This is a genomic window from Lysobacter sp. H23M47, from assembly GCF_015209765.1.
In the GTDB taxonomy this organism is placed as follows: Bacteria; Pseudomonadota; Gammaproteobacteria; order Xanthomonadales; family Xanthomonadaceae; genus Novilysobacter; species Novilysobacter avium.
In genome coordinates this window covers 2,380,886-2,402,507 of record NZ_CP063658.1, presented here as the reverse complement: position 1 = coordinate 2,402,507, position 21,622 = coordinate 2,380,886, and the positions used below count along the sequence as shown (strand labels likewise).

Annotated in this window: 9 protein-coding genes; 8 read left to right on the top strand and 1 reads right to left on the bottom strand. The window is 66.0% G+C overall.

Features of this window, described 5'->3' with window-relative positions; genetic code table 11:
- The first annotated feature begins 64 nt into the window (after positions 1-64).
- The 8 genes from INQ43_RS10845 to INQ43_RS10810 all read left to right on the top strand — a co-directional run bounded on the left by INQ43_RS10845 (position 65) and on the right by INQ43_RS10810 (position 20,863).
- Complete coding sequence (locus INQ43_RS10845) at positions 65-10,678, top strand: Ig-like domain-containing protein (RefSeq protein ID WP_194036459.1); 10,614 nt, start codon at positions 65-67, stop codon at positions 10,676-10,678.
- Between the two features lie 10 nt (positions 10,679-10,688).
- Positions 10,689-14,378, top strand: coding sequence for a TonB-dependent receptor (locus tag INQ43_RS10840; protein ID WP_228062499.1), 3,690 nt, complete (start codon positions 10,689-10,691; stop codon positions 14,376-14,378).
- 226 nt (positions 14,379-14,604) lie between these two features.
- Complete coding sequence (locus INQ43_RS10835) at positions 14,605-15,939, top strand: ATP-binding protein (protein ID WP_194036457.1); 1,335 nt, start codon at positions 14,605-14,607, stop codon at positions 15,937-15,939.
- A 163-nt stretch (positions 15,940-16,102) separates the two neighbouring features.
- A complete protein-coding gene (gene trpE / locus INQ43_RS10830) occupies positions 16,103-17,638 on the top strand; it encodes an anthranilate synthase component I (protein WP_194036456.1) in 1,536 nt (511 codons plus the stop codon).
- A gap of 1 nt (position 17,639) precedes the next feature.
- A complete protein-coding gene (locus INQ43_RS10825; RefSeq protein ID WP_194036455.1) occupies positions 17,640-18,218 on the top strand; it encodes an aminodeoxychorismate/anthranilate synthase component II in 579 nt (192 codons plus the stop codon).
- Positions 18,219-18,250: 32 nt separating this feature from the next.
- Positions 18,251-19,285, top strand: coding sequence for an anthranilate phosphoribosyltransferase (gene trpD, locus INQ43_RS10820; RefSeq protein ID WP_194036454.1), 1,035 nt, complete (start codon positions 18,251-18,253; stop codon positions 19,283-19,285).
- 31 nt (positions 19,286-19,316) lie between these two features.
- Entirely contained in the window at positions 19,317-20,108 is a 792-nt protein-coding gene (gene trpC / locus INQ43_RS10815; RefSeq protein WP_194036453.1) for an indole-3-glycerol phosphate synthase TrpC, read from the top strand.
- Complete coding sequence (locus INQ43_RS10810; protein ID WP_194036452.1) at positions 20,105-20,863, top strand: haloacid dehalogenase-like hydrolase; 759 nt, start codon at positions 20,105-20,107, stop codon at positions 20,861-20,863. Before trpC ends, INQ43_RS10810 begins: the two co-directional genes overlap by 4 nt.
- On the opposite strand, the gene crp is transcribed toward INQ43_RS10810, so the two are convergent.
- Complete coding sequence (gene crp, locus INQ43_RS10805) at positions 20,848-21,513, bottom strand: cAMP-activated global transcriptional regulator CRP (RefSeq protein ID WP_194034262.1); 666 nt, start codon at positions 21,511-21,513, stop codon at positions 20,848-20,850. The two genes, INQ43_RS10810 and crp, sit on opposite strands and share 16 nt — an antisense overlap.
- Positions 21,514-21,622: the final 109 nt, after the last annotated feature.

Below are 21,622 nucleotides of genomic sequence, written 5' to 3'. Positions count from 1 at the left end.
ATCAGCTCACCGGATCCGGCGTGCCTGTGTGCGCCAGATAATGACGAATCAGGATGAGAGCGTGATGGGGCAAGAACTTTTCGGGAGAGCGGCGGCGGTCAAGGTATCGGCGTCGGCGTCGGCGTCGACGTTGGCGGGATCGGTACCTTTGGCGAACACCGGCACCGTGACGGTTTCCGGCATCGCTGGTGACAACGCCCGCAGGTCCTGGGCGCTGTCGCTTTTCGCGCTGTTCCTGGTTCTCTTCTCGGCCAGCGCTTTGGCGACCGTGCGCTACGACGACTATCGCGGCAACGGAAACGTGCCTGCGAATCCACAGGTTCCGTTCTATGTCAACGACCTGCCGAACGGCACGCCGAACGAATCGCCGCAGCAGCTGCAGAACCTGGTCGAATTCGCCGGCGCCACTCCGGCGAACATCGCCTCCAGCGGTACTTCAGCGACTTTCGATTGGCCCAATAGCGCTGATCAGTTGTGTCGTCCGGGAAACACCAGCACGGACTCGTGCCGTCGCTGGATCCAGGGGCGCGTGGCCTATGCGGTCATCCGTTTCCCGACGCCCGGCACCTACAGATTCTCAGTCGCGCATGACGACGAAGTGCGGGTCGGGTTCTCGACGACCTTCAGCGCGGGCAACGCAGCCAACTACCGTAGTTTCAACTACAACGTTCCGGTCGGCGACTTGGGATCCTGGACGGCCAACGACACGACCTACGCCAACCTGCCGGGCAATTTCCAGATAACGCAAGCGAACTCCTGCTACGTGGCTCGCGTCTATTGGAACAACCAGGGCGGAAACAACCACCTGCGCCTGCGCTGGACCACGCCCGGAAACGTCACCCAGATCATCCCGGCCACGCAGCTGATGGATCCGCAGGATCCCGCCTCTTACGCCAACTGCGCCAACATCCCGACCGATCTGGGCATCGAGAAGACCGGTCCCGACACCTACGTCGCCAACACGCCGTTCAATTACTCGATCAAGGTGTGGAACTACGGTCCGGTGGCAACGACCGAGGTGATGTTCAGTGACACCTTGCCGGCCAGTCTCAGCAATATCAGCTGGAGCTGTGCGGCCAGCGGATCTGCGGTCTGCGGGCCACCAGCAAGCAATGTCGGCAATGCCTATTCGGTGGTCACCGGCGCGCTGCCGGTCAACGCATCGGCAGGCAACCCGGGCACCGCGCCGACCTCAGGGTCCTATCTGACCTACACCGTCACAGCGACGCCGGCGAACGTCGCCAGCATCACGAACACGGCCAGCATCACCGTCAGCGATCTCAACCCGGCCAACAACACCAGCAGCTGGACAAACACCCAGACCAACGTGCGGGTGGACAAAACCGGTCCTGCGACGGCCGTTGCCGGCGAAAGCTTTGATTACACGCTTACCGTCGTCAACAACAGTGCAACAGCCACCTCGAACAATGTGGTGGTTCGTGATCAGCTTCCGCCTGGCGTCATTGCGACGTCCGCGTCGGGTGCGTCCTGCGGCACCTTCCCCAGTGCCCCGGGTGCACTGCTTACTTGCACCCTGGCCGGGGGCGCGATTGCTTCGAACGCGTCGCGCGCATTTACCCTGACGGTGACCGCTCCTGAATCGGCGGGTTCCATTACCAACTACGCCGCCACCAATCCTGGCGGTAGTGGCAACCCCCCGTCGGCTCCCGGGGCGCTGTGCAATATCACCACCACCAGTTGCGCCAGCGCACCCACAACGATCCAGCCCAAGCTACCGCAGCTGACCCTCACCAAATCGCACACCGGCAACTTCAGTGTCGGTACGAACGGCGCCTACACCCTCCAACTGACCAACAATGGCGACGGCCCGACCAGTGGTGCTATCACGGTCGTAGACACGCTGCCGGCCGGTTTGGGTTTTGTTTCCGGCACCGGCACGGACTGGTCCTGCTCGGCTGCTGGGCAGATGGTGACCTGCACCACGGCCAGCATCATTGCTGCGGGCGATCCCGCGCCGCCGATCACCTTGACGGTCTCGGTGGGTGAATCGGCGCTTCCCAGCGTCGTGAATGCTGCCAGCGTAAGCGGTGGCGGCGACCCGGCCTGCCCAGTCGAGGGTCGTTGTAATCCCGAGGATCCAACTGTTGTAACCGGCGCCGGCGAACTGGAACTGGTGAAGATCGGCTCTGCCAACGGCAACGTCGTGGGCGAGACGATCAGCTACAGCTTCCTGGTGACCAACACCGGCAACGTGACGATCGACGATCTGGTCGTGACCGATCCGCTGCTTGCCGGTCCGATCAACTGCCCGGTGACCACGCTGGCCCCGGGTGCAAGCACCACCTGCAACGCCGATTACACCCTGACCCAGGCCGATGTGGATGCCGGTGAGGTGGTCAACACCGCGACCGCCGGCGGCAAGACCCCGGGCGATGACCCGATCGACAGCCCCCCGTCGACGGTCACCACCCCCATCACCCCGGCCGCGTCGCTGAGCCTGGTGAAGACTGGTGTGGCCAACGGCAACGCCGTGGGCGACACGATCAGCTACAGCTTCCTAGTGACCAACACCGGCAACGTGACGATTGACGATCTGGTCGTGACCGATCCGCTGCTTGCCGGTCCGATCACCTGCCCGGTGACCACGCTGGCCCCGGGTGCAAGCACCACCTGTACGGCCGATTACACCTTGACCCAGGCCGATGTGGATGCCGGCGAGGTGATCAATACCGCCACTGCCGGCGGCAAGACCCCGGCCGATGACCCGATCGACAGCCCGCCGTCGACCGTCACCACCCCCATCACCCCGGCTGCGTCGCTCAGTCTGGTGAAGACCGGTAGCGCCAACGGCAACGCCGTGGGCGACACGATTGCGTACAGCTTCCTGGTGACCAACACCGGCAACGTCACGATCACGGACCTGGTCGTGACCGATCCGCTGCTGGCCGGTGCGATCACCTGCCCGGTGACGACGCTGGCTCCGGGTGCAAGCACGACCTGCACGGCCGACTACACCTTGACCCAGGCTGATGTGGATGCCGGTGAGGTGGTCAACACCGCCACCGCCGGCGGCAAGACCCCGGGCGATGACCCGATCGATAGCCCCCCTTCGACGGTCACCACCCCGATCACCCCGGCCGCGTCGCTGAGCCTGGTGAAGACCGGCTCTGCCAACGGCAACGCCGTGGGCGAGACCATTACCTACAGCTTTGAGGTGACCAACACCGGCAACGTGACGATCGACGATCTGGTCGTGACCGATCCGCTGCTTGCCGGTCCGATCAACTGCCCGGTGACCACGCTGGCCCCGGGTGCAAGCACGACCTGCACCGCCGATTACACCCTGACCCAGGCCGATGTGGATGCCGGTGAGGTCGAGAACACCGCGACCACCGGCGGCAAGACCCCGGGCGATGACCCGATCGACAGCCCGCCGTCGACCACGACCACGCCGATTGTTGGCGTCCCGTCGCTGAGCCTGGTGAAGACCGGCAGCGCCAACGGCAACGCCGTGGGCGACACGATTGCGTACAGCTTCCTGGTGACCAACACCGGCAACGTCACGATCACGGACCTGGTCGTGACCGATCCGCTGCTGGCCGGTCCGATCAACTGCCCGGTGACCACGCTGGCCCCGGGTGCAAGCACGACCTGCACGGCCGATTACACCCTGACCCAGGCCGATATCGATGCCGGCGAGGTGATCAATACCGCCACTGCCGGCGGCAAGACCCCGGCCGATGACCCGATCGACAGCCCGCCGTCGACCACGACCACGCCGATTGTTGGCGTCCCGTCGCTGTCGCTGGTGAAGACCGGCTCTGCCAACGGCAACGCCGTGGGCGAGACCATTACCTACAGCTTCCTGGTCACCAACACCGGCAACGTGACGATCGACGATCTGGTCGTGACCGATCCGCTGCTTGCCGGTCCGATCAACTGCCCGGTGACCACGCTGGCTCCGGGTGCAAGCACGACCTGCACCGCCGATTACACCCTGACCCAGGCCGATGTGGATGCCGGTGAGGTGGTCAACACCGCGACCGCCGGTGGCAAGACCCCGGGCGATGACCCGATCGATAGCCCGCCCTCCACGGTCACCATCCCGATCACCCCGGCCGCGTCGCTGAGCCTGGTGAAGACCGGCTCTGCCAACGGCAACGCCGTGGGCGAGACCATTACCTACAGCTTCCTGGTGACCAACACCGGCAACGTGACGATCGACGATCTGGTCGTGACCGATCCGCTGCTTGCCGGTCCGATCAACTGCCCGGTGACGACGCTGGCCCCGGGTGCGAGCACGACCTGCACCGCCGATTACACCCTGACCCAGGCCGATGTGGATGCCGGTGAGGTCGAGAACACCGCGACCGCTGGCGGCAAGACCCCGGGCGATGACCCGATCGACAGCCCGCCCTCCACGGTCACCACCCCGATCACCCCGGCCGCGTCGCTGGCACTGGTGAAGACTGGTGTGGCCAACGGCAACGCCGTGGGCGAGACCATTACCTACAGCTTTGAGGTGACCAACACCGGCAACGTAACAATCGACGACCTGGTCGTGACCGACCCGCTGCTGCCCGGTCCGATCACCTGTCCGGTGACGACGCTGGCTCCGGGTGCGAGCACGACCTGCACGGCCGATTACACCCTGACCCAGGCCGATGTCGATGCCGGTGAGGTCGAGAACACCGCGACCGCCGGTGGCAAGACCCCGGGCGACGACCCGATCGACAGCCCGCCCTCCACGGTCACCACCCCCATCACCCCGGCCGCGTCGCTGGCACTGGTGAAGACTGGTGTGGCCAACGGCAACGCCGTGGGCGAGACCATTACCTACAGCTTCCTGGTGACCAACACCGGCAACGTCACGATCACGGACCTGGTCGTGACCGATCCGCTGCTGGCCGGTGCGATCACCTGCCCGGTGACGACGCTGGCTCCGGGTGCAAGCACGACCTGCACCGCCGATTACACCCTGACCCAGGCCGATGTGGATGCCGGTGAGGTGGTCAACACCGCCACCGCCGGCGGCAAGACCCCGGGCGATGACCCGATCGACAGCCCCCCGTCGACGGTCACCACCCCCATCACCCCGGCCGCGTCGCTGGCACTGGTGAAGACTGGTGTGGCCAACGGCAACGCCGTGGGCGACACGATTGCCTACAGCTTCCTGGTCACCAACACCGGCAACGTGACGATCGACGATCTGGTCGTGACCGATCCGCTGCTTGCCGGTCCGATCAACTGCCCGGTGACCACGCTGGCTCCGGGTGCAAGCACGACCTGCACCGCCGATTACACCCTGACCCAGGCCGATGTGGATGCCGGTGAGGTGGTCAACACCGCGACCGCCGGTGGCAAGACCCCGGGCGATGACCCGATCGATAGCCCGCCCTCCACGGTCACCATCCCGATCACCCCGGCCGCGTCGCTGAGCCTGGTGAAGACCGGCTCTGCCAACGGCAACGCCGTGGGCGAGACCATTACCTACAGCTTCCTGGTGACCAACACCGGCAACGTCACGATCACGGACCTGGTCGTGACCGATCCGCTGCTGGCCGGTGCGATCACCTGCCCGGTGACGACGCTGGCTCCGGGTGCAAGCACGACCTGCACCGCCGATTACACCCTGACCCAGGCCGATGTGGATGCCGGTGAGGTGGTCAACACCGCCACCGCCGGCGGCAAGACCCCGGGCGATGACCCGATCGACAGCCCCCCGTCGACGGTCACCACCCCCATCACCCCGGCCGCGTCGCTGGCACTGGTGAAGACTGGTGTGGCCAACGGCAACGCCGTGGGCGAGACCATTACCTACAGCTTTGAGGTGACCAACACCGGCAACGTAACAATCGACGACCTGGTCGTGACCGACCCGCTGCTGCCCGGTCCGATCACCTGTCCGGTGACGACGCTGGCTCCGGGTGCGAGCACGACCTGCACGGCCGATTACACCCTGACCCAGGCCGATGTCGATGCCGGTGAGGTCGAGAACACCGCGACCGCCGGTGGCAAGACCCCGGGCGACGACCCGATCGACAGCCCGCCCTCCACGGTCACCACCCCCATCACCCCGGCCGCGTCGCTGGCACTGGTGAAGACTGGTGTGGCCAACGGCAACGCCGTGGGCGAGACCATTACCTACAGCTTCCTGGTGACCAACACCGGCAACGTCACGATCACGGACCTGGTCGTGACCGATCCGCTGCTGGCCGGTGCGATCACCTGCCCGGTGACGACGCTGGCTCCGGGTGCAAGCACGACCTGCACCGCCGATTACACCCTGACCCAGGCCGATGTGGATGCCGGTGAGGTGGTCAACACCGCCACCGCCGGCGGCAAGACCCCGGGCGATGACCCGATCGACAGCCCCCCGTCGACGGTCACCACCCCCATCACCCCCGCTGCGTCGCTGAGCCTGTTGAAGACGGGCAGCGCCAACGGCAACGCCGTGGGCGACACGATCAGCTACAGCTTCCTGGTGACCAACACCGGCAACGTGACGATCGACGACCTGGTTGTGACCGATCCGCTGCTGGCCGTCGCCCCGATCTGCCCGGTGACCACGCTGGCTCCGGGTGCAAGCACCACCTGCACCGCCGATTACACCCTGACCCAGGCCGATATCGATGGCGGCGAGGTGGTCAACACCGCGACCGCTGGCGGCAAGACCCCGGGCGATGACCCGATCGACAGCCCGCCGTCGACCGTCACTACCCCCATCACCCCGGCTGCGTCGCTGAGCCTGGTGAAGACCGGCAGCGCCAACGGCAACGCCGTGGGCGACACGATCAGCTACAGCTTCCTGGTGACCAACACCGGCAACGTGACGATCGACGACCTGGTTGTGACCGATCCGCTGCTGGCCGTCGCCCCGATCTGCCCGGTGACCACGCTGGCTCCGGGTGCAAGCACCACCTGCACGGCCGATTACACCTTGACCCAGGCCGATATCGATGCCGGTGAGGTGGTCAATACCGCGACCGCCGGTGGCAAGACCCCGGGCGATGACCCGATCGACAGCCCGCCCTCCACGGTCACCACCCCCATCACCCCGGCCGCGTCGCTGAGCCTGGTGAAGACCGGCACCGCCAACGGCAACGCCGTGGGCGACACGATCAGCTACAGCTTCCTGGTGACCAACACCGGCAACGTGACGATCGAAGATCTGGTCGTGACCGATCCGCTGCTGGCCGGTGCGATCACCTGCCCGGTGACGACGCTGGCTCCGGGTGCAAGCACCACCTGCACCGCCGATTACACCCTGACCCAGGCCGATATCGATGGCGGCGAGGTGGTCAACACCGCGACCGCTGGCGGCAAGACCCCGGGCGATGACCCGATCGACAGCCCGCCGTCGACCGTCACTACCCCCATCACCCCGGCTGCGTCGCTGAGCCTGGTGAAGACCGGCAGCGCCAACGGCAACGCCGTGGGCGAGACCATTACCTACAGCTTTGAGGTCACCAACACCGGCAACGTCACGATCACCGACCTGGTCGTCACCGATCCGCTGCTGTCGGTTGCCCCGATCTGCCCGGTGACGACGCTGGCCCCGGGTGCGAGCACGACCTGCACGGCCGATTACACCCTGACCCAGGCCGATGTCGATGCCGGTGAGGTCGAGAACACCGCGACCGCCGGCGGCAAGACCCCGGGCGATGACCCGATCGACAGCCCGCCCTCCACGGTCACCACCCCCATCACCCCGGCCGCGTCGCTGAGCCTGGTGAAGACCGGCACCGCCAACGGCAACGCCGTGGGCGACACGATCAGCTACAGCTTCCTGGTGACCAACACCGGCAACGTGACGATCGAAGATCTGGTCGTGACCGATCCGCTGCTGGCCGGTGCGATCACCTGCCCGGTGACCACACTGGCTCCGGGTGCAAGCACGACCTGCAACGCCGATTACACCTTGACCCAGGCCGATGTGGATGCCGGTGAGGTGGTCAACACCGCGACCGCTGGCGGCACCCCGCCCAACAGTCCGCCGGTCGAGAGCCCGCCCTCATCGACCACCACGGTCATCGAAGGTGATCCGTCCATCGCCTCCACCAAGGTGATGTCGGGCAATGCCGATGAAGATGGCAGCGGCTCGGTGACCGTCGGCGACACGCTGACCTACACCATCACCGCAACAAACACCGGCAACGTGACTTTGACGGACGTGGAAATCACCGATGCCCTGATCACGCCGGGATCGATCACCTGCGCCAGCCTGGAGCCGGGTGCCGCCTGCGTGCTTGCCGGTAGCTATGTGGTGACCGCGGTCAACGCTGATGCGGGTGTGGTGGTCAACACCGCACTGGTATCAGCCGGGAACGCTTGCCCGGTTGGATCCACCGCCCAGGAGTGCAACCCGAGCGTCGAGGTGCCTGTCGCCAAGCCGCAGATCGACGCGGACGATGACAGCGACACCACGCCTCAGAACACGCCGGTGACGACGCCGGTGCTGGGCAACGACAAACTCAATGGTGCGCCGATCAACCCGGTCGATGTCGAGATAGAACTACTGCGCCAGCCGGAGCATGGCGAGGTGGCGGTCAATCCGGACGGCACGATCACCTACACGCCGGATCCGGGCTATTCCGGCATCGACACCTACGAGTACCAGATCTGCGAAGCGCTCAACCCGGGCAACTGCGCCATCGCTACGGTGACGATCACGATCCTGCCGAACGTGGTCGAAGCCATCGACGACGAGAGCAGGACCGAGGTGGATACACCAGTCACCATTCCGGTGCCATCCAATGACACCTCAACCGGTGCGCCGCTGGATCCGGGCTCCGTCACGCAAGTGAGCCCCCCGTCCAACGGCAGCATCAGCGTGAACCCCGATGGCAGCGTCGTTTACACGCCCAACCAGGGCTTTACGGGGGAGGACAGCTTCGCATATCGGATCTGCGACACCTCGGTGCCGGCCGCGATCTGCGACGAGGCCACCGTGGTCGTGACGGTAACTGGCGAGGCAGCATTGCGCCTGGTCAAGACCGCCAGCGTCCGCGAGGTCAAGATCGGCGATCTTGTCCGCTACACGCTGACGGTGGAAAACGTGGGTTCCGCCAACGTCGCGGCAGCTTCGGTGCTGGATACACCGCCGGCTGGATTCAGTTATGTGGAAGGCTCGCTGACGGTGGCCGACGGCGACAATGCGGGCACGGTCAGTGGTCAGAATCCGCTGCGCTTTGACGGTCTGGATATCGCGGCGGGCCGAAATGCCACGCTGGTGTACCTGATGCGGGTTGGCGCGGGCGTCCGTCCGGGCAGCCACATCAACCAGGCCCAGGCCTACGCGGCTGACGGTGAGACCCCGTTGTCCAATATCGCCACCGCTGAAGTGGCGCTCGTGGCCGATGCCATGGTCGACGACAGCCTGCTGCTGGGCACTGTCTTTGACGACCGCGATGGCGATGGCTGGCAAGACAGCGCGACACTCGACAACGTGCAGGTGCAGGGTGGATTTGCCGGCACTGCCTACGTTGCCGGTTCGACCACGGTCGACCGCGGCCAGGGGCCAATAACGCAGCGCGATGCCAGCGCGCCGATGCTCCATGGCATCAGCGTTGGCCAGATCAGCGGGCGTGCGTCTGAGGCCGATCCGCTCGAGGACCACCGCGTGGTGATCAGCCAGCGTCTGTCGGAGTTGGCATTCACCGGAGACTTCGTCCTGACCAGCAAGCAGGGCGTCACGGTGCGTATGGATGCCGCGGGCAATACCACGGTCGAGCACCAGGGTGAGGCCGCCAAGGGCCTGACTTCAGCCGCTCCAACGGTTGAGCGGCGGGTCGCGCAGGTGGGTGACGGGTATGCGGTGGATTACGTGATCACCAATACCGGGATCGACGAGCGTGGCATTCCGGGCGTGCGCATCGCCTCGGTCGAGGGCCTGCTTATCGAGACCGATCAGTACGGTCGCTACCACCTGGCCGGAGTGGCCGGTGGCGACTGGGCGCGCGGACGCAACTTCATCCTGAAGGTTGATCCATCGACGCTGCCGGCCGGTGCGCAGTTCACCACCGACAACCCGTTGGTCCGACGCATCACCCCGGGGCTTCCGGTGCGCTTCGACTTTGGGGTCAAGTTGCCGGTCGAAGAGATCACCGGTGGTGCGCAGGAGCTGGAGGTGACTCTGGAGGAGATCCTGTTCGCTCCGGGCAGTGCGGAGGTTCGCGATGTCTATCTGCCGGCGATCAGGGAGCTGAGCGACAAGCTGCTCAAGCACGACGGCGGATCGCTGGCCATCCAGACCACCGGTGGCTTCACAGCCGACGGCGAGGACCTTGCACTGGCACGCGCTACGGCGCTCAAGGCCCTGCTGATGGGTCCGCTGCCGGAGGACATGGCGAAAAAGACCACGATTTCGGTGCGCGAAGACGCGGCAGACGAAAACAGCACACTCGTCGGCTTCAAGGGTGACGAGGTGCTGCTGGGAACGGTCCTGTTTGATACGGACAAGTCCGCTATCCGACCGCAGTACAACGCGTTGATCGAGGAGGTCGCAACCACGCTGGAGCAGCGCCGTGGAGGCACGGTCGTGCTGGTCGGGCACACCGACGTACGCGGATCGGCCGCCTACAACCGGGCTCTTGGCCTGCGCCGTGCCACCGCGGTCTACGAGGCGATAGCCCACCACCTGAGTCCGGAGGTCCGCGCTGGTCTGCGGGTCGAGGCCAGCAATGACGCGGCAGCCCCTGCCGCCGGCAACAAGTGAGGGGCGGATCATGAGCATGCAAATGAAATTGTTGGACTACACCTTGATCAGCCTGCTTGCAGGGATGGCCGGCACGGCCGCCGCGCAGCAGCCAGTGCCCGCTGCCACCGATGTCGTCGACGCCGTGCCAGCCGCAATGGATTGCGGTCCGGAAGCTTGCCGCGTCGGGGAAGGCGTGTTGTTCAAGCTGCGCACCCGCGGTCTGGCCCAGCCGGTGACCACCGGTACCGGCGAGCGTTCCTCGTCGGGCGCGCTTCAACCCGACCGCCGCGTCTCGGTGGGCCTGGTCTCGCCGGGCAGGGCGACGGTGACCGGCAAGTTCAGCATGACGCTGCCCAATGGCGGCGTGATCTGGGCTACCGAGGACCCGGCGCTGGGCCAGCCGGAACTGTCGATCTCCGCGCCGTCCATGGTGCCCTTCGACGGCCAGCGCATCACCAAGCCGGTCGCGTTTTACGTGCGCAGCAACTATCCCGCGTTCATCGATCGCTACGAGCTGACCATCTACCGGGCTGCCGACGGCGACCTGATCGATCCGCTGACGCAGATCCCGATCGATGTCGCTGCCGTTTCCAATACCGACTGGGACGGAGCGCTGCCCTCGAAGTTCCGCTTCCGCAAGGGCGACGAGCTGGTCTACGTGCTGCGTGCCTACGACAAGGACGGCCGCTTCGACGAAACCCAACCGCGCACCCTGCAGTTGGTCAGCGAGGAAGAAGCCTCGCGCGGAGCGAGCCAGATCCGGGACAGCCTGGAAAAATCCCTGGGTAGCGCCATGAGCGTGGAGCAGGCGCAAACGCAGAGTCTCGTCGATCGGGTATTTGCCGGCGACGGACTGCGTCAGCAGAACATCCCCATCCGCGGTTCACGCATCCGCCTGCAGGGGCGCAACCTGCCGCAGGATTACGCGCTGAAGATCAACGGCGAGCGCTACCCGGTGGATATGGAGCGCAAGTTCGTCGCCGAGTTTCTGGCGCCGGTGGGGCAGCATCCGTTCGAGATCGAGCTGGATGGCGGCGCTGAGCCGCTGCGGCATACCCTGGATGTAGACGTCTCGGGCAAGTACCTGTTTGCGGTCGCCCTGGCCGATGTCACGATTTCGCAGAACAGCATCAGTGGCTCAACAACGCCGTTCCAAAACGATCGCAGGTACAACGACGACGTGCTGGCCGATGGCCGGCTGGCGTTCTATGCCAAGGGCAAGTTTGACGGCAAGTACCTGGTCACCGCGCAGGCCGACACCACCCAGCGCGACGTGAAGCGTCTTTTCTCGGGCTTCACCCGGGCCGAGCCGCAGGATATCTTCCGCCGCCTTGACCCGGACATGTACTACCCGACCTACGGCGACGATTCGACCGCCTACCGTGACGTGGACACGATGGGCCGTTTCTACCTGCGCGCCGACTGGGACAAGAACCAGGCCCTGTGGGGCAACTACACCACCGGTTTCACCGGCACCGAGTACGGCCAGTACGTGCGCTCGTTGTATGGCGCGGCACTGGATTGGCGTTCGCTGGGCAACAACGTCTGGGGCGATCCCAACACCCAGGTGCGCGTGTTCGGCTCGGAAGCGCAAACCGCGCCGGGCCACAGCGAGTTCACCGGCACCGGCGGCAGCCTGTACTACCTGAGGCACACCGACGTCTTGCCAGGCTCGGACGTCGTTGTGCTTGAGGTACGCGATCGCACGACCGGTCGTGTGGAGAACCGCATCGACCTGCTGCGTGGCGCGGACTACGAGATCGACGAGATCCAGGGTCGCCTGCTGTTGACCCGGCCGCTGGCCCAGATGACCCGCGAAAACATTCCCACCTTGACCCGTGACCATCCCCTGGACGGCTTCGAGCAGCGCCTGCTGGTCGACTATGAGTGGGTGCCCACCAGCTTTGATGCCGACCAGGTGGCGGCGGGTTTCCGCGGCAAGCACTGGTTCGGGGACCATATCGGCCTGGGCCTGACCTACGTCGATGAGAACCGTGCGGGCGACGACTACACGCTCGCCGGCGCCGATCTGACGCTGCAGGCAGGCAAGGGCACGTACCTGAAGCTGGAGCACACCCGCACCGAGTCCACCAGCGCGCCGGTGTTCTTCTCCGACAACGGCGGTTTCACCTTCACCCAGCTCAATCCGGTGGGTCCACGTAGCGGTGAGGCCAGCGCGGTCGATGCCCGCGTGAACTTCAAGGAACTGGGCCTGATCGAGCGGGACTGGACCGCGGGTGCGTGGTGGCGTCGCGTCGATGCCGGTTATTCGGTGTCGCGTTATGACACTGGCGCCGACGTCGAAGAGTACGGCGCTGAACTGACGGGCCAATTGACCGGCTCGTTGGGGATCTACGCCCGCGCCAGCCGCGCCGAACGTGCGGCTGAGAGCCTCACCCAGGCCCAATTGACCGCGGAGTGGCGGATCGATGAGGACCGCACCCTCAGTGGCGAGGTGCGCCGGGTTGACGAGAAACGCAGCAGTGGCGACTCCGTCGGCACGCTGGGCGCGGTGAAGTACGCGCAGCGGATCGGTACCGCGCTGGAGCTCTACGGAACCGCGCAGTTCACGCTGGAAGACGATAGCGGGCGCTATGCGGATAACGATGCGCTCACCCTTGGAGGCAAGTATCTGTTTGGCGACCTTTCGACGGTGGGCGCAGAAATCACCACCGGCGACCGGGGCGACTCCGCGCAGGTTGATGCGGAGTACCGCATCGATACCGATCACAGCCTCTACGGCGCCTACACCTACTCGACCGACCGCACCGAGTACGACCCGCTGTTCAACACCAACCGGCAGAACGGCTGGACGCTCGGCCAGCGTTGGCGCCTGTCCAACCAGGTGAACCTGTTCAACGAGAGCCAGTTCCTGAAGACGCCCAGCGCGTCCGGCCTGGCGCACACATTCGGGATGGATCTCTATCCGGCCCAGGGCTGGAACACCGGTTTCACACTGCAACAGGGTGACCTGACCAATGCCGAGGGTGGCAACGTCGACCGCCGCGCCGTCAGCATCAATGGCGGGCGCACCTCGCCGGGCACCGACTGGCAGAGCAAGCTGGAGTGGCGTCGCGACACCGGTGCCGAGCAGCGCGAGCAGTGGGTGACCACGAACCGCCTGATGCACAAGCTCAATGAAAGCCTCAGCCTGGCCGCGCGGGCGAATTATTCCGAGACCACGGACAAGCTTGATTCCGCCGCCGGTGCCCGCTTTGCCGAAGCCAACCTGGGCTTCGCCTACCGTCCGTGGAACAGCACTCGGTGGGGGCTGTTCGGTCGATACACCTACCTGTACGACCTGTCCACGCTGGGTCAGGTCGGTGGTGCCGATTACGACCAGCGCTCTCAGGTCCTGTCTCTGGAAGGCGTGTACAAGCACGACCAGCACTGGGAGTACGCCGCAAAGCTGGCCCGTCGCGAAGGCGAGGTGCGCTACGGTCGCGGTACCGGTGCCTGGGCCGATTCGGCAACGACCTTTGCCGCCGGGCAGGTGCGTTACGAGCTGATCCAGAAATGGCACGCCCTGGCCGAGTACCGCTGGCTGGATGTGGACAACGGCGGCACCAAACAGGGTTGGCTGGCGGGCGTGGACCGCGACATCAACCGAAACTTCCGCTTGGGTGTGGGCTACAACTTCACCGATTTCAGTGATGACCTGACCAACTTCGACTACCACCACAAGGGCTGGTTCATCAATCTGGTGGGCAGCTACTGACGGGGGAGGGTGGACGCCGCGGGCTCTGCGATGGGTTCCCGCGGCGCCTGAACCCGATCGGCAACGGATGACCGCATCGCGCGGCCGCGATAGCCTATCGTGCTGCGAGGCCGGCGCGAGGTTGGGCTCGCCGCATCCACCGCCATCCGAGCCACTCATGGATCCCGTTGCAACGTCTGAGGCTGCTTCCGTCAGATCCCCACGCGTATCGCCCTGGAAGGCGTTCATGCGATGGCTTGGCGAGGTGCCGATCGTCGACCCCGTCGACCGGCGCAACGCGCCGGTCCTCCAGGTGGTCATGCTGGTCATTCTCGGCACGGCACCACCAATCTGGGCGTACCGATTCAGCCTGCTGAAAGACATCCCCTGGCGCGAAGACGAGACGCTCGGCTTTGCATTGAGCATGGGTTTTTATGCGCTCGCGGGCTTCAGCCTGTATCTCGTGCGCACTGGCAGGTTCCAGTGGGCGGTGCGGCAGCTGATGGTGGTGACGGCAATTATGATGCTGGTGTCCCACGCAAACGTCGGCTTCACCGGCAACCGGTTCGAGCAACCCTTGCTCACCGTCTGGATCGTCACCACCGGGCTGATGATTGGCCGCGGAGCCGTATGGTCAATGTGTATCGCCGTTCTGGGAGCGTTCGCGCTCGGGGTGCGGGTGGATATCCTGTCCGGCGAGCCGGCGAGCGGGATGGTCACCGACGGGATCGTCAGTGGCCTGATGTTCGTGCTCATCACGGCGGTGGTGGACCGGGCTGCCACGGCGTTGCGCGAGAGCCTTGCCGCTGAGAAGCAGCGCAGCGATCAACTTGTCGTGTCAAACGAGTTGCTGGAAGCGCAAATTCTTGAGCGCGAGCGCGTGATGGAGCAGCTCATCCACGCCCGCAAGATGGAGGTGGTGGGGCGACTGTCCAGCGGGCTTGCGCACGACTTCAACCATCTCCTCGGTCTGGTGCAGGGATACGCCGGGAAAGGGCTGCAGAGTGCGGAGCCGGCTGCCATGCGTGAAGCACTGCAGGGTGTGGATGGCGCATCGCGTCGGGCTGCCGCGGTGGCCACCCGACTGCTCGACTTCGGTCGCGCCGATGCCCGCTCCCTTGAAACCATTGATGTGGCAGCCGCCGTGAATGACCTGCGGCCGATGTTGCGGCAACTTCTGAGCCCCGACATCGCGATCGATATCGAAGGGCCGATCGTCCCGGTCCATATCTTGTTCGACCCGGCGCAGTTCGAATTGATGGTGTTGAACATCGCCGCCAATGCCGGCGACGCGATGCCTGGGGGCGGGCACTTCAGCGTCGCCGTGGACGCCAGCGATGGGCAGGCCCGGATCGGGTTTTCCGACACAGGTATCGGCATGAACGAGAACGTTCGCCGCCAGCTGCTGGAACCCTTTTTTACGACGAAGTCGCGGGGAGAAGGGACGGGTCTGGGGCTGTCCCTGGTCGCTTCGATGATCGGCGACGCAGGCGGGAGCATCCAGGTCACCAGCGAGCCGGGTGAGGGGACCGAGTTGGTCGTTTATCTACCCGCGGTGGGTCAGCGCCGAGAAGCGGTTTAAACAACCCGCAGCGGTCCCGACCCTGTCGCACAGTGCGCGGCAACCCGCTACAGTACCGGGATGATTCCAAGGGCGAACCTGCATTTCCGCAATGCCGACACCGGTTGGCGATGGTCGCTTGTCGCCGTCGCTCCCGTCCCGTCGCATCTGCAGGAAATGCCGCATGACCCCGCCAGACAGTTCCACCCCAGACAGTCCGCAGTACCAGCAGTACCAGCAGCACGTCGCTGACGGGCATACCCGCGTCCCTGTGGTGCGCGAGGTCCTCTCGGACCTGGACACGCCGCTTTCGGTGTACCTGAAGCTGGCCGACGGGCCGCACACCTACCTGTTTGAATCGGTCGAAGGCGGCGAGCGCTTCGGGCGCTATTCGATCATCGGCCTACCGGCGCGTCGCGTGTACGCGTTTGCCGGCAACACACTGTATGTCACCGAGCACGGCGAGCTGGTCGAGGCGCGCGATGTGGCCGATCCGTTCGCCGAGGTCGAGCGCCTGCGCTCGCAACACTCGGTGCCGCGCATCGACGGCCTGCCCGGATTCACCGGTGGCCTGGTCGGCTGGTTCGGCTTTGAGTGCATCCAGTACATCGAGCCACGGCTGGGCGGGCCCGGCGCGGACGGCGAGGCCAAGACCGACGAGCTGGGCACCCCCGACATCCTGCTGATGCTCAGCGAGGAAGTCGCGGTGTTCGACAACCTCAAGGGCCGGCTCTACCTGATCGTGCATGCCGACCCGTCCGAACCGCAGGCGTGGGCGCGCGCCAACCGGCGCCTGGACCAGCTGGTCCACCGCCTGCGCAACAGCGGCACCGCGTATCCGGAAACCCTGGATTCCTACGGCCTGGACGAGGCCGACTTCGTCTCCGGTTTCACCCGCGAGGGCTTCATCAAGGCCGTCGAGCAATCCCAGCAATACATCCTCGATGGCGACATCTTCCAGGTGGTCCTCAGCCAGCGCCTGAGCGTCCCCTTCAAGGCGCGTCCGGTGGACGTCTACCGCGCGCTGCGGGCACTCAACCCGTCGCCCTACATGTACTTCCTCGACGTCGGCGACATGCAGGTGGTCGGCTCCTCGCCGGAGATCCTGGTGCGCCTGCAGTTCGACGAGGCCGGGCAGGGCATGGTGACGGTGCGCCCGATCGCGGGCACGCGACCGCGCGGCGCCACCCCGGCCGAGGATGAGGCGCTGGAAGCCGAGCTCCTGGCCGATCCCAAGGAGCGCGCCGAGCACCTGATGCTGATCGACCTGGGCCGCAACGATGTCGGCCGGGTCAGCCAGCCGGGCACGGTGGAAGTCGGCGAGCAATTCGTGATCGAGCGCTACAGCCACGTGATGCACATCGTCAGCGAGGTGACCGGCACGCTGAAACCGGGGCTGTCCTATGCCGACGTCCTGCGCGCGACCTTCCCGGCCGGCACCGTCAGCGGCGCGCCGAAGATCCGAGCGCTGGAGGTCATCCGCGAGCTGGAGCCGGTCAAGCGCAACGTCTACGCCGGCTCGATCGGTTACCTGGGCTGGCATGGCGATGCCGACACCGCGATTGCGATCCGCACCGCGGTGATCCAGGACGGCCGCCTGCACGTGCAGGCCGGCGCCGGCATCGTCCACGATTCTGACCCGCAAAAGGAATGGGAAGAGACCATGAGCAAGGGCCGGGCGCTGTTCCGCGCGGTCGCGCAAGCGGCAAGGGGGCTGTGACGTGTTGCTGATGATCGACAACTACGACAGCTTTACCTGGAACCTCGTCCAGTACCTGCAGGTGCTCGGCGCGGAGGTCAAGGTGATCCGCAACGACGAGCTGTCAGTGGCGCAGATCGAGGCGCTGGCGCCGGAGCGGATCGTGATCTCGCCCGGCCCGTGCACACCCGATCAGGCCGGCGTCTGGCTGGACGTCATCCGCCAGCTGGGCCCGCGCACGCCGCTGCTGGGCGTGTGCCTGGGTCACCAGGGCATCGGCCAGGTCTACGGCGGGCAGGTCGTGCGCGCCGGCCGGATCATGCACGGCAAGACCTCGCCGATCCGCCACCTCGGCACCGGCGTGTTCGCCGGGCTGCCCGATGGCTACACCGCGACGCGCTACCACTCGCTGGTGGTCGACAAGGCCAGTATTCCGGACTGCCTGGAAATCACCGCGTGGACCGACAACCAGGACGGTTCGATGGAGGAGGTCATGGGCCTGCGCCACCGCGAGCACCCCGTGCAAGGCGTGCAGTTCCATCCCGAGTCGATCCTGACCGAGCACGGCCACGCGCTGCTGAAGAACTTCCTCGACGGCTGAGGCCGCGTCCACCTCGACAATAAGAGCCAGCAATGCCCATCACCCCGCAAGAAGCCCTGCAACGCACGATCGAACACCGCGAGATCTTCCACGACGAGATGGTCGAGCTGATGCGCATGATCATGCGCGGCGAAGTCAGCCCGCTGATGACCGCCGCGATCATGACCGGCCTGCGGGTGAAGAAGGAAACCGTCGGCGAGATCGCCGGCGCCGCGCAGGTGATGCGCGAGTTCGCGGTTCCCGTCGAGGTCGCCGATCGCACCCGTCTGGTCGATATCGTCGGTACCGGCGGCGATGGCGCCAACACGTTCAACATTTCCACCGCCAGCATCTTCGTCATTGCCGCGGCGGGCGGCCGGGTCGCCAAGCACGGCGGCCGCAGCGTGTCGTCCAAGTCGGGCAGCGCCGACGCGCTGGAGGCCCTGGGCGCAGCGATCGAGCTGACGCCCGGACAGGTCGCGCAGTGCATCGCCGACACCGGTATCGGCTTCATGTATGCGCCGATGCACCACCCGGCGATGAGGGTAGTGGCGCCGGTGCGCCGCGAGATGGGCGTGCGCACCCTGTTCAACATCCTCGGCCCGCTGACCAACCCGGCCAGTGCGCCGAACATCCTGATGGGCGTCTTCCACGAGGACCTGGTCGGCATCCAGATCCGCGTGCTGCAGAAGATGGGCGCGGAGCGGGCATTGGTGGTCTGGGGGCGTGACGGCATGGATGAGTTGTCGCTGGGCGCCGGCTCGCTGGTAGGAGAGCTGCGTGACGGCAAGGTGCGCGAGTACGAGCTGCATCCGGAGGATTTCGGCATCGCCATGTCGGCCAGTCGCAACCTGCGGGTGGACAGCCCGCAGGCCTCGATTGCGATGCTCACCGAGGTGCTCGACAACCGGCCCGGCCCGGCGCTGGACATCGTCGCCCTCAACGCCGGGGCCGCGCTGTACGTCGCCGGGGTGGCCGAAACCATCGCTGCGGGTGTGGCGCTGGCGCGCGAAGTGCTCGCCTCCGGCGCGGCGCGGCGCAAGCTGGACGAGTTCGTGGCCGCAACGCGCGCGCTGGCGAAGCCGTGATGTCCCCCATTTCCGGAGTTCGTTGCACACCATGAGTGACATCCTCGACACCATCCTCGCCCGCAAGCACGAGGAGATCGCCCAGCGCAGCCAGATCCGCACCATGGACAGCGTCCGCGCGCGCGCCCACTCGCAGCCGCCCACGCGCGGTTTCGTGGATGCACTGAAGCGGCGGCACCTGGCCGGCGAAGGGGCGGTGATCGCCGAGATCAAGAAGGCGAGCCCCTCCAAGGGACTGATCCGCAAGGACTTTGATCCGGCGGCGATCGCGCGCAGTTACGAGGCCGGCGGTGCGGCCTGCCTGTCGGTGCTGACCGACGTGGATTTCTTCCAGGGCAGCAACCGCTACCTGGGCGAGGCACGCTCGGCGTGCTCGCTGCCGGCGCTGCGCAAGGATTTCATCGTCGATCCCTACCAGGTCTACGAGGCGCGGATGATCGGCGCCGACTGCATCCTGCTGATCGTGGCTGCGCTGGAGGACGGGCCGATGATCGAGATGGCCAACCTCGCCCACGAAATGGGCATGGACGTGCTGATGGAGGTCCACGACATCGACGAGCTGGAGCGCGCGCTGCAGACCGACTGCGAACTGATCGGCATCAATAACCGCAACCTGCGCACCTTCGAGGTCTCGCTGCAGACCAGCATCGACCTGAAGGCCGCGGTGCCGCCGGACCGCATCACGATCACCGAAAGCGGCATCGCCACGCGGGACGACGTCGCGAAAATGCGCGGCGCCGGCATCGATACCTTCCTGATCGGCGAGAGCTTCATGCGCGAAGCCGACCCCGGGGCGGCGCTGCGGCGGATGTTCCAGGCGTGAGCGGGGCCGTTCCGCCAGCCGCAGGCCACACGCCGCCGCTGGTCGTGTTCGACTTCGACCACACCCTGTACGACGGCGATTCGGGCAGCCACCTGTTTGCCTGGATGATCCGGCGTCGCTGGTGGCGAACGGCACTGGCCCTGCTGCTGGCGCCCCTGTTCGGGCCGATGGTCGCGTACCAGCCGACCCGGCGTGTCGGCATCTCCGGGTTCGTCTGGGCCGGTACCGTCGGTCTGCACGGTCCGCGCGAACTGGATTCGCTGATCGACCGCTACGTCGACCTGCATGCCCGGCAGATACGCTCGCGCCTGCTGCCGGTGGCGCTGGAGGTGTTCCACCAGCACCGCCTCGCTGGCGACCAGGTCGTCGTGGCGACCGGTGCGCCGCCCGAACTGGCACGCGCGATCCTGGCCTTCGTCGCGCACGAGGACGTGCCGGTAGTGGGAACGCTGGTCGGGCCGCGCCTTGGCGGGCTGGGGGCGGCGCGCCACTGCCACTTCCAGATGAAGATGACGATGCTGCGCGAGGCCGGCTTCACCGCACCGGTGGCGGTGGCCTACTCGGACAGCAGCGCGGACCTGCCGCTGCTGCTGGCGGCGGAGCGGCCGGTCGTGGTCAACCCCAAGCAAGCCAACGTCGCGATGTTCCGCAAGGTGCTGCCGCCGAGCACGCCGATCCTCAACTGGGGTTGCCCGGGTCGGGCCGGCGAACCGGTGCCCGGGTCAGTCGAAACCGCGCCTCAGCGCGTGCCGTAGAGCACGATGGTCTTGCCGCGGGCGTGCAGCTTGCCGTCCGCTTCGAGCTTCTTCAGGACCCGCCCGGCCATCTCGCGCGAGCAGCCCACCAGCCGCGACAGTTCCTGGCGCGAGACCCGCAACTGGGTGCCGTCGGGGTGGCTCATCGCTTCGGGTTCGCGGGCCAGGTCGTGCAGCGCGCGGACGATTCGGTCGGTGACGTCCAGAAACGCCAGCCGGCCGGCCTTGCGGCTGGTGTCGAGCAGGCGCTGTGAGATCTGCGAGGCAATCGAATACAGCAGCTTGGGCGCGTCGTCGGCCAGACGCGTCAGCATCAGGTCGTAGAGGCGTTCGTGGCCGATTTCGGCCAGCTCGCAGGGCGTCCGGGTGCGCAGGATCACCTCGCGCTGGTCGCTTTCCACGAACAGGCCAAGCTCGCCGACGAACTCGCCGGGGCCGAAATAGCCCAGCACCAGCTCGCGGTCCTCGTCCTCCTCGGCGATGATGCTGACCGATCCGGAAATGATGTAATACAGCGTGCTGGCGGGATCCCCGGGCCGAAACACGTCCGTCCGCGTCGGGTAGCGACGACGGTGGCAGTGAGCCAGGAAGCGTTCGATTGTGGGGCCGTCAGGCGTCAGGGGGCTGTTGAATTTGCGCAAAGCAGTCAATTGGTCCACCGGGATGGCGTCGTGTAGGAAAAAATTCGGATTCAGCCAGCTTAGGGTGAATGGGCGCTGAGTGGCAAACTTTGCCCATCTGGGGCACTTCCGGTGAACC

Coding starts and splice junctions, on each gene's coding strand:
- INQ43_RS10840 (WP_228062499.1), top strand. CDS start 10,689: ATGAGCATGCAAATGAAATTGTTGGACTACACCTTGATCAGCCTGCTT.
- trpE (WP_194036456.1), top strand. CDS start 16,103: ATGACCCCGCCAGACAGTTCCACCCCAGACAGTCCGCAGTACCAGCAG.
- trpD (WP_194036454.1), top strand. CDS start 18,251: ATGCCCATCACCCCGCAAGAAGCCCTGCAACGCACGATCGAACACCGC.
- trpC (WP_194036453.1), top strand. CDS start 19,317: ATGAGTGACATCCTCGACACCATCCTCGCCCGCAAGCACGAGGAGATC.
- INQ43_RS10835 (WP_194036457.1), top strand. CDS start 14,605: ATGCGATGGCTTGGCGAGGTGCCGATCGTCGACCCCGTCGACCGGCGC.
- INQ43_RS10845 (WP_194036459.1), top strand. CDS start 65: ATGGGGCAAGAACTTTTCGGGAGAGCGGCGGCGGTCAAGGTATCGGCG.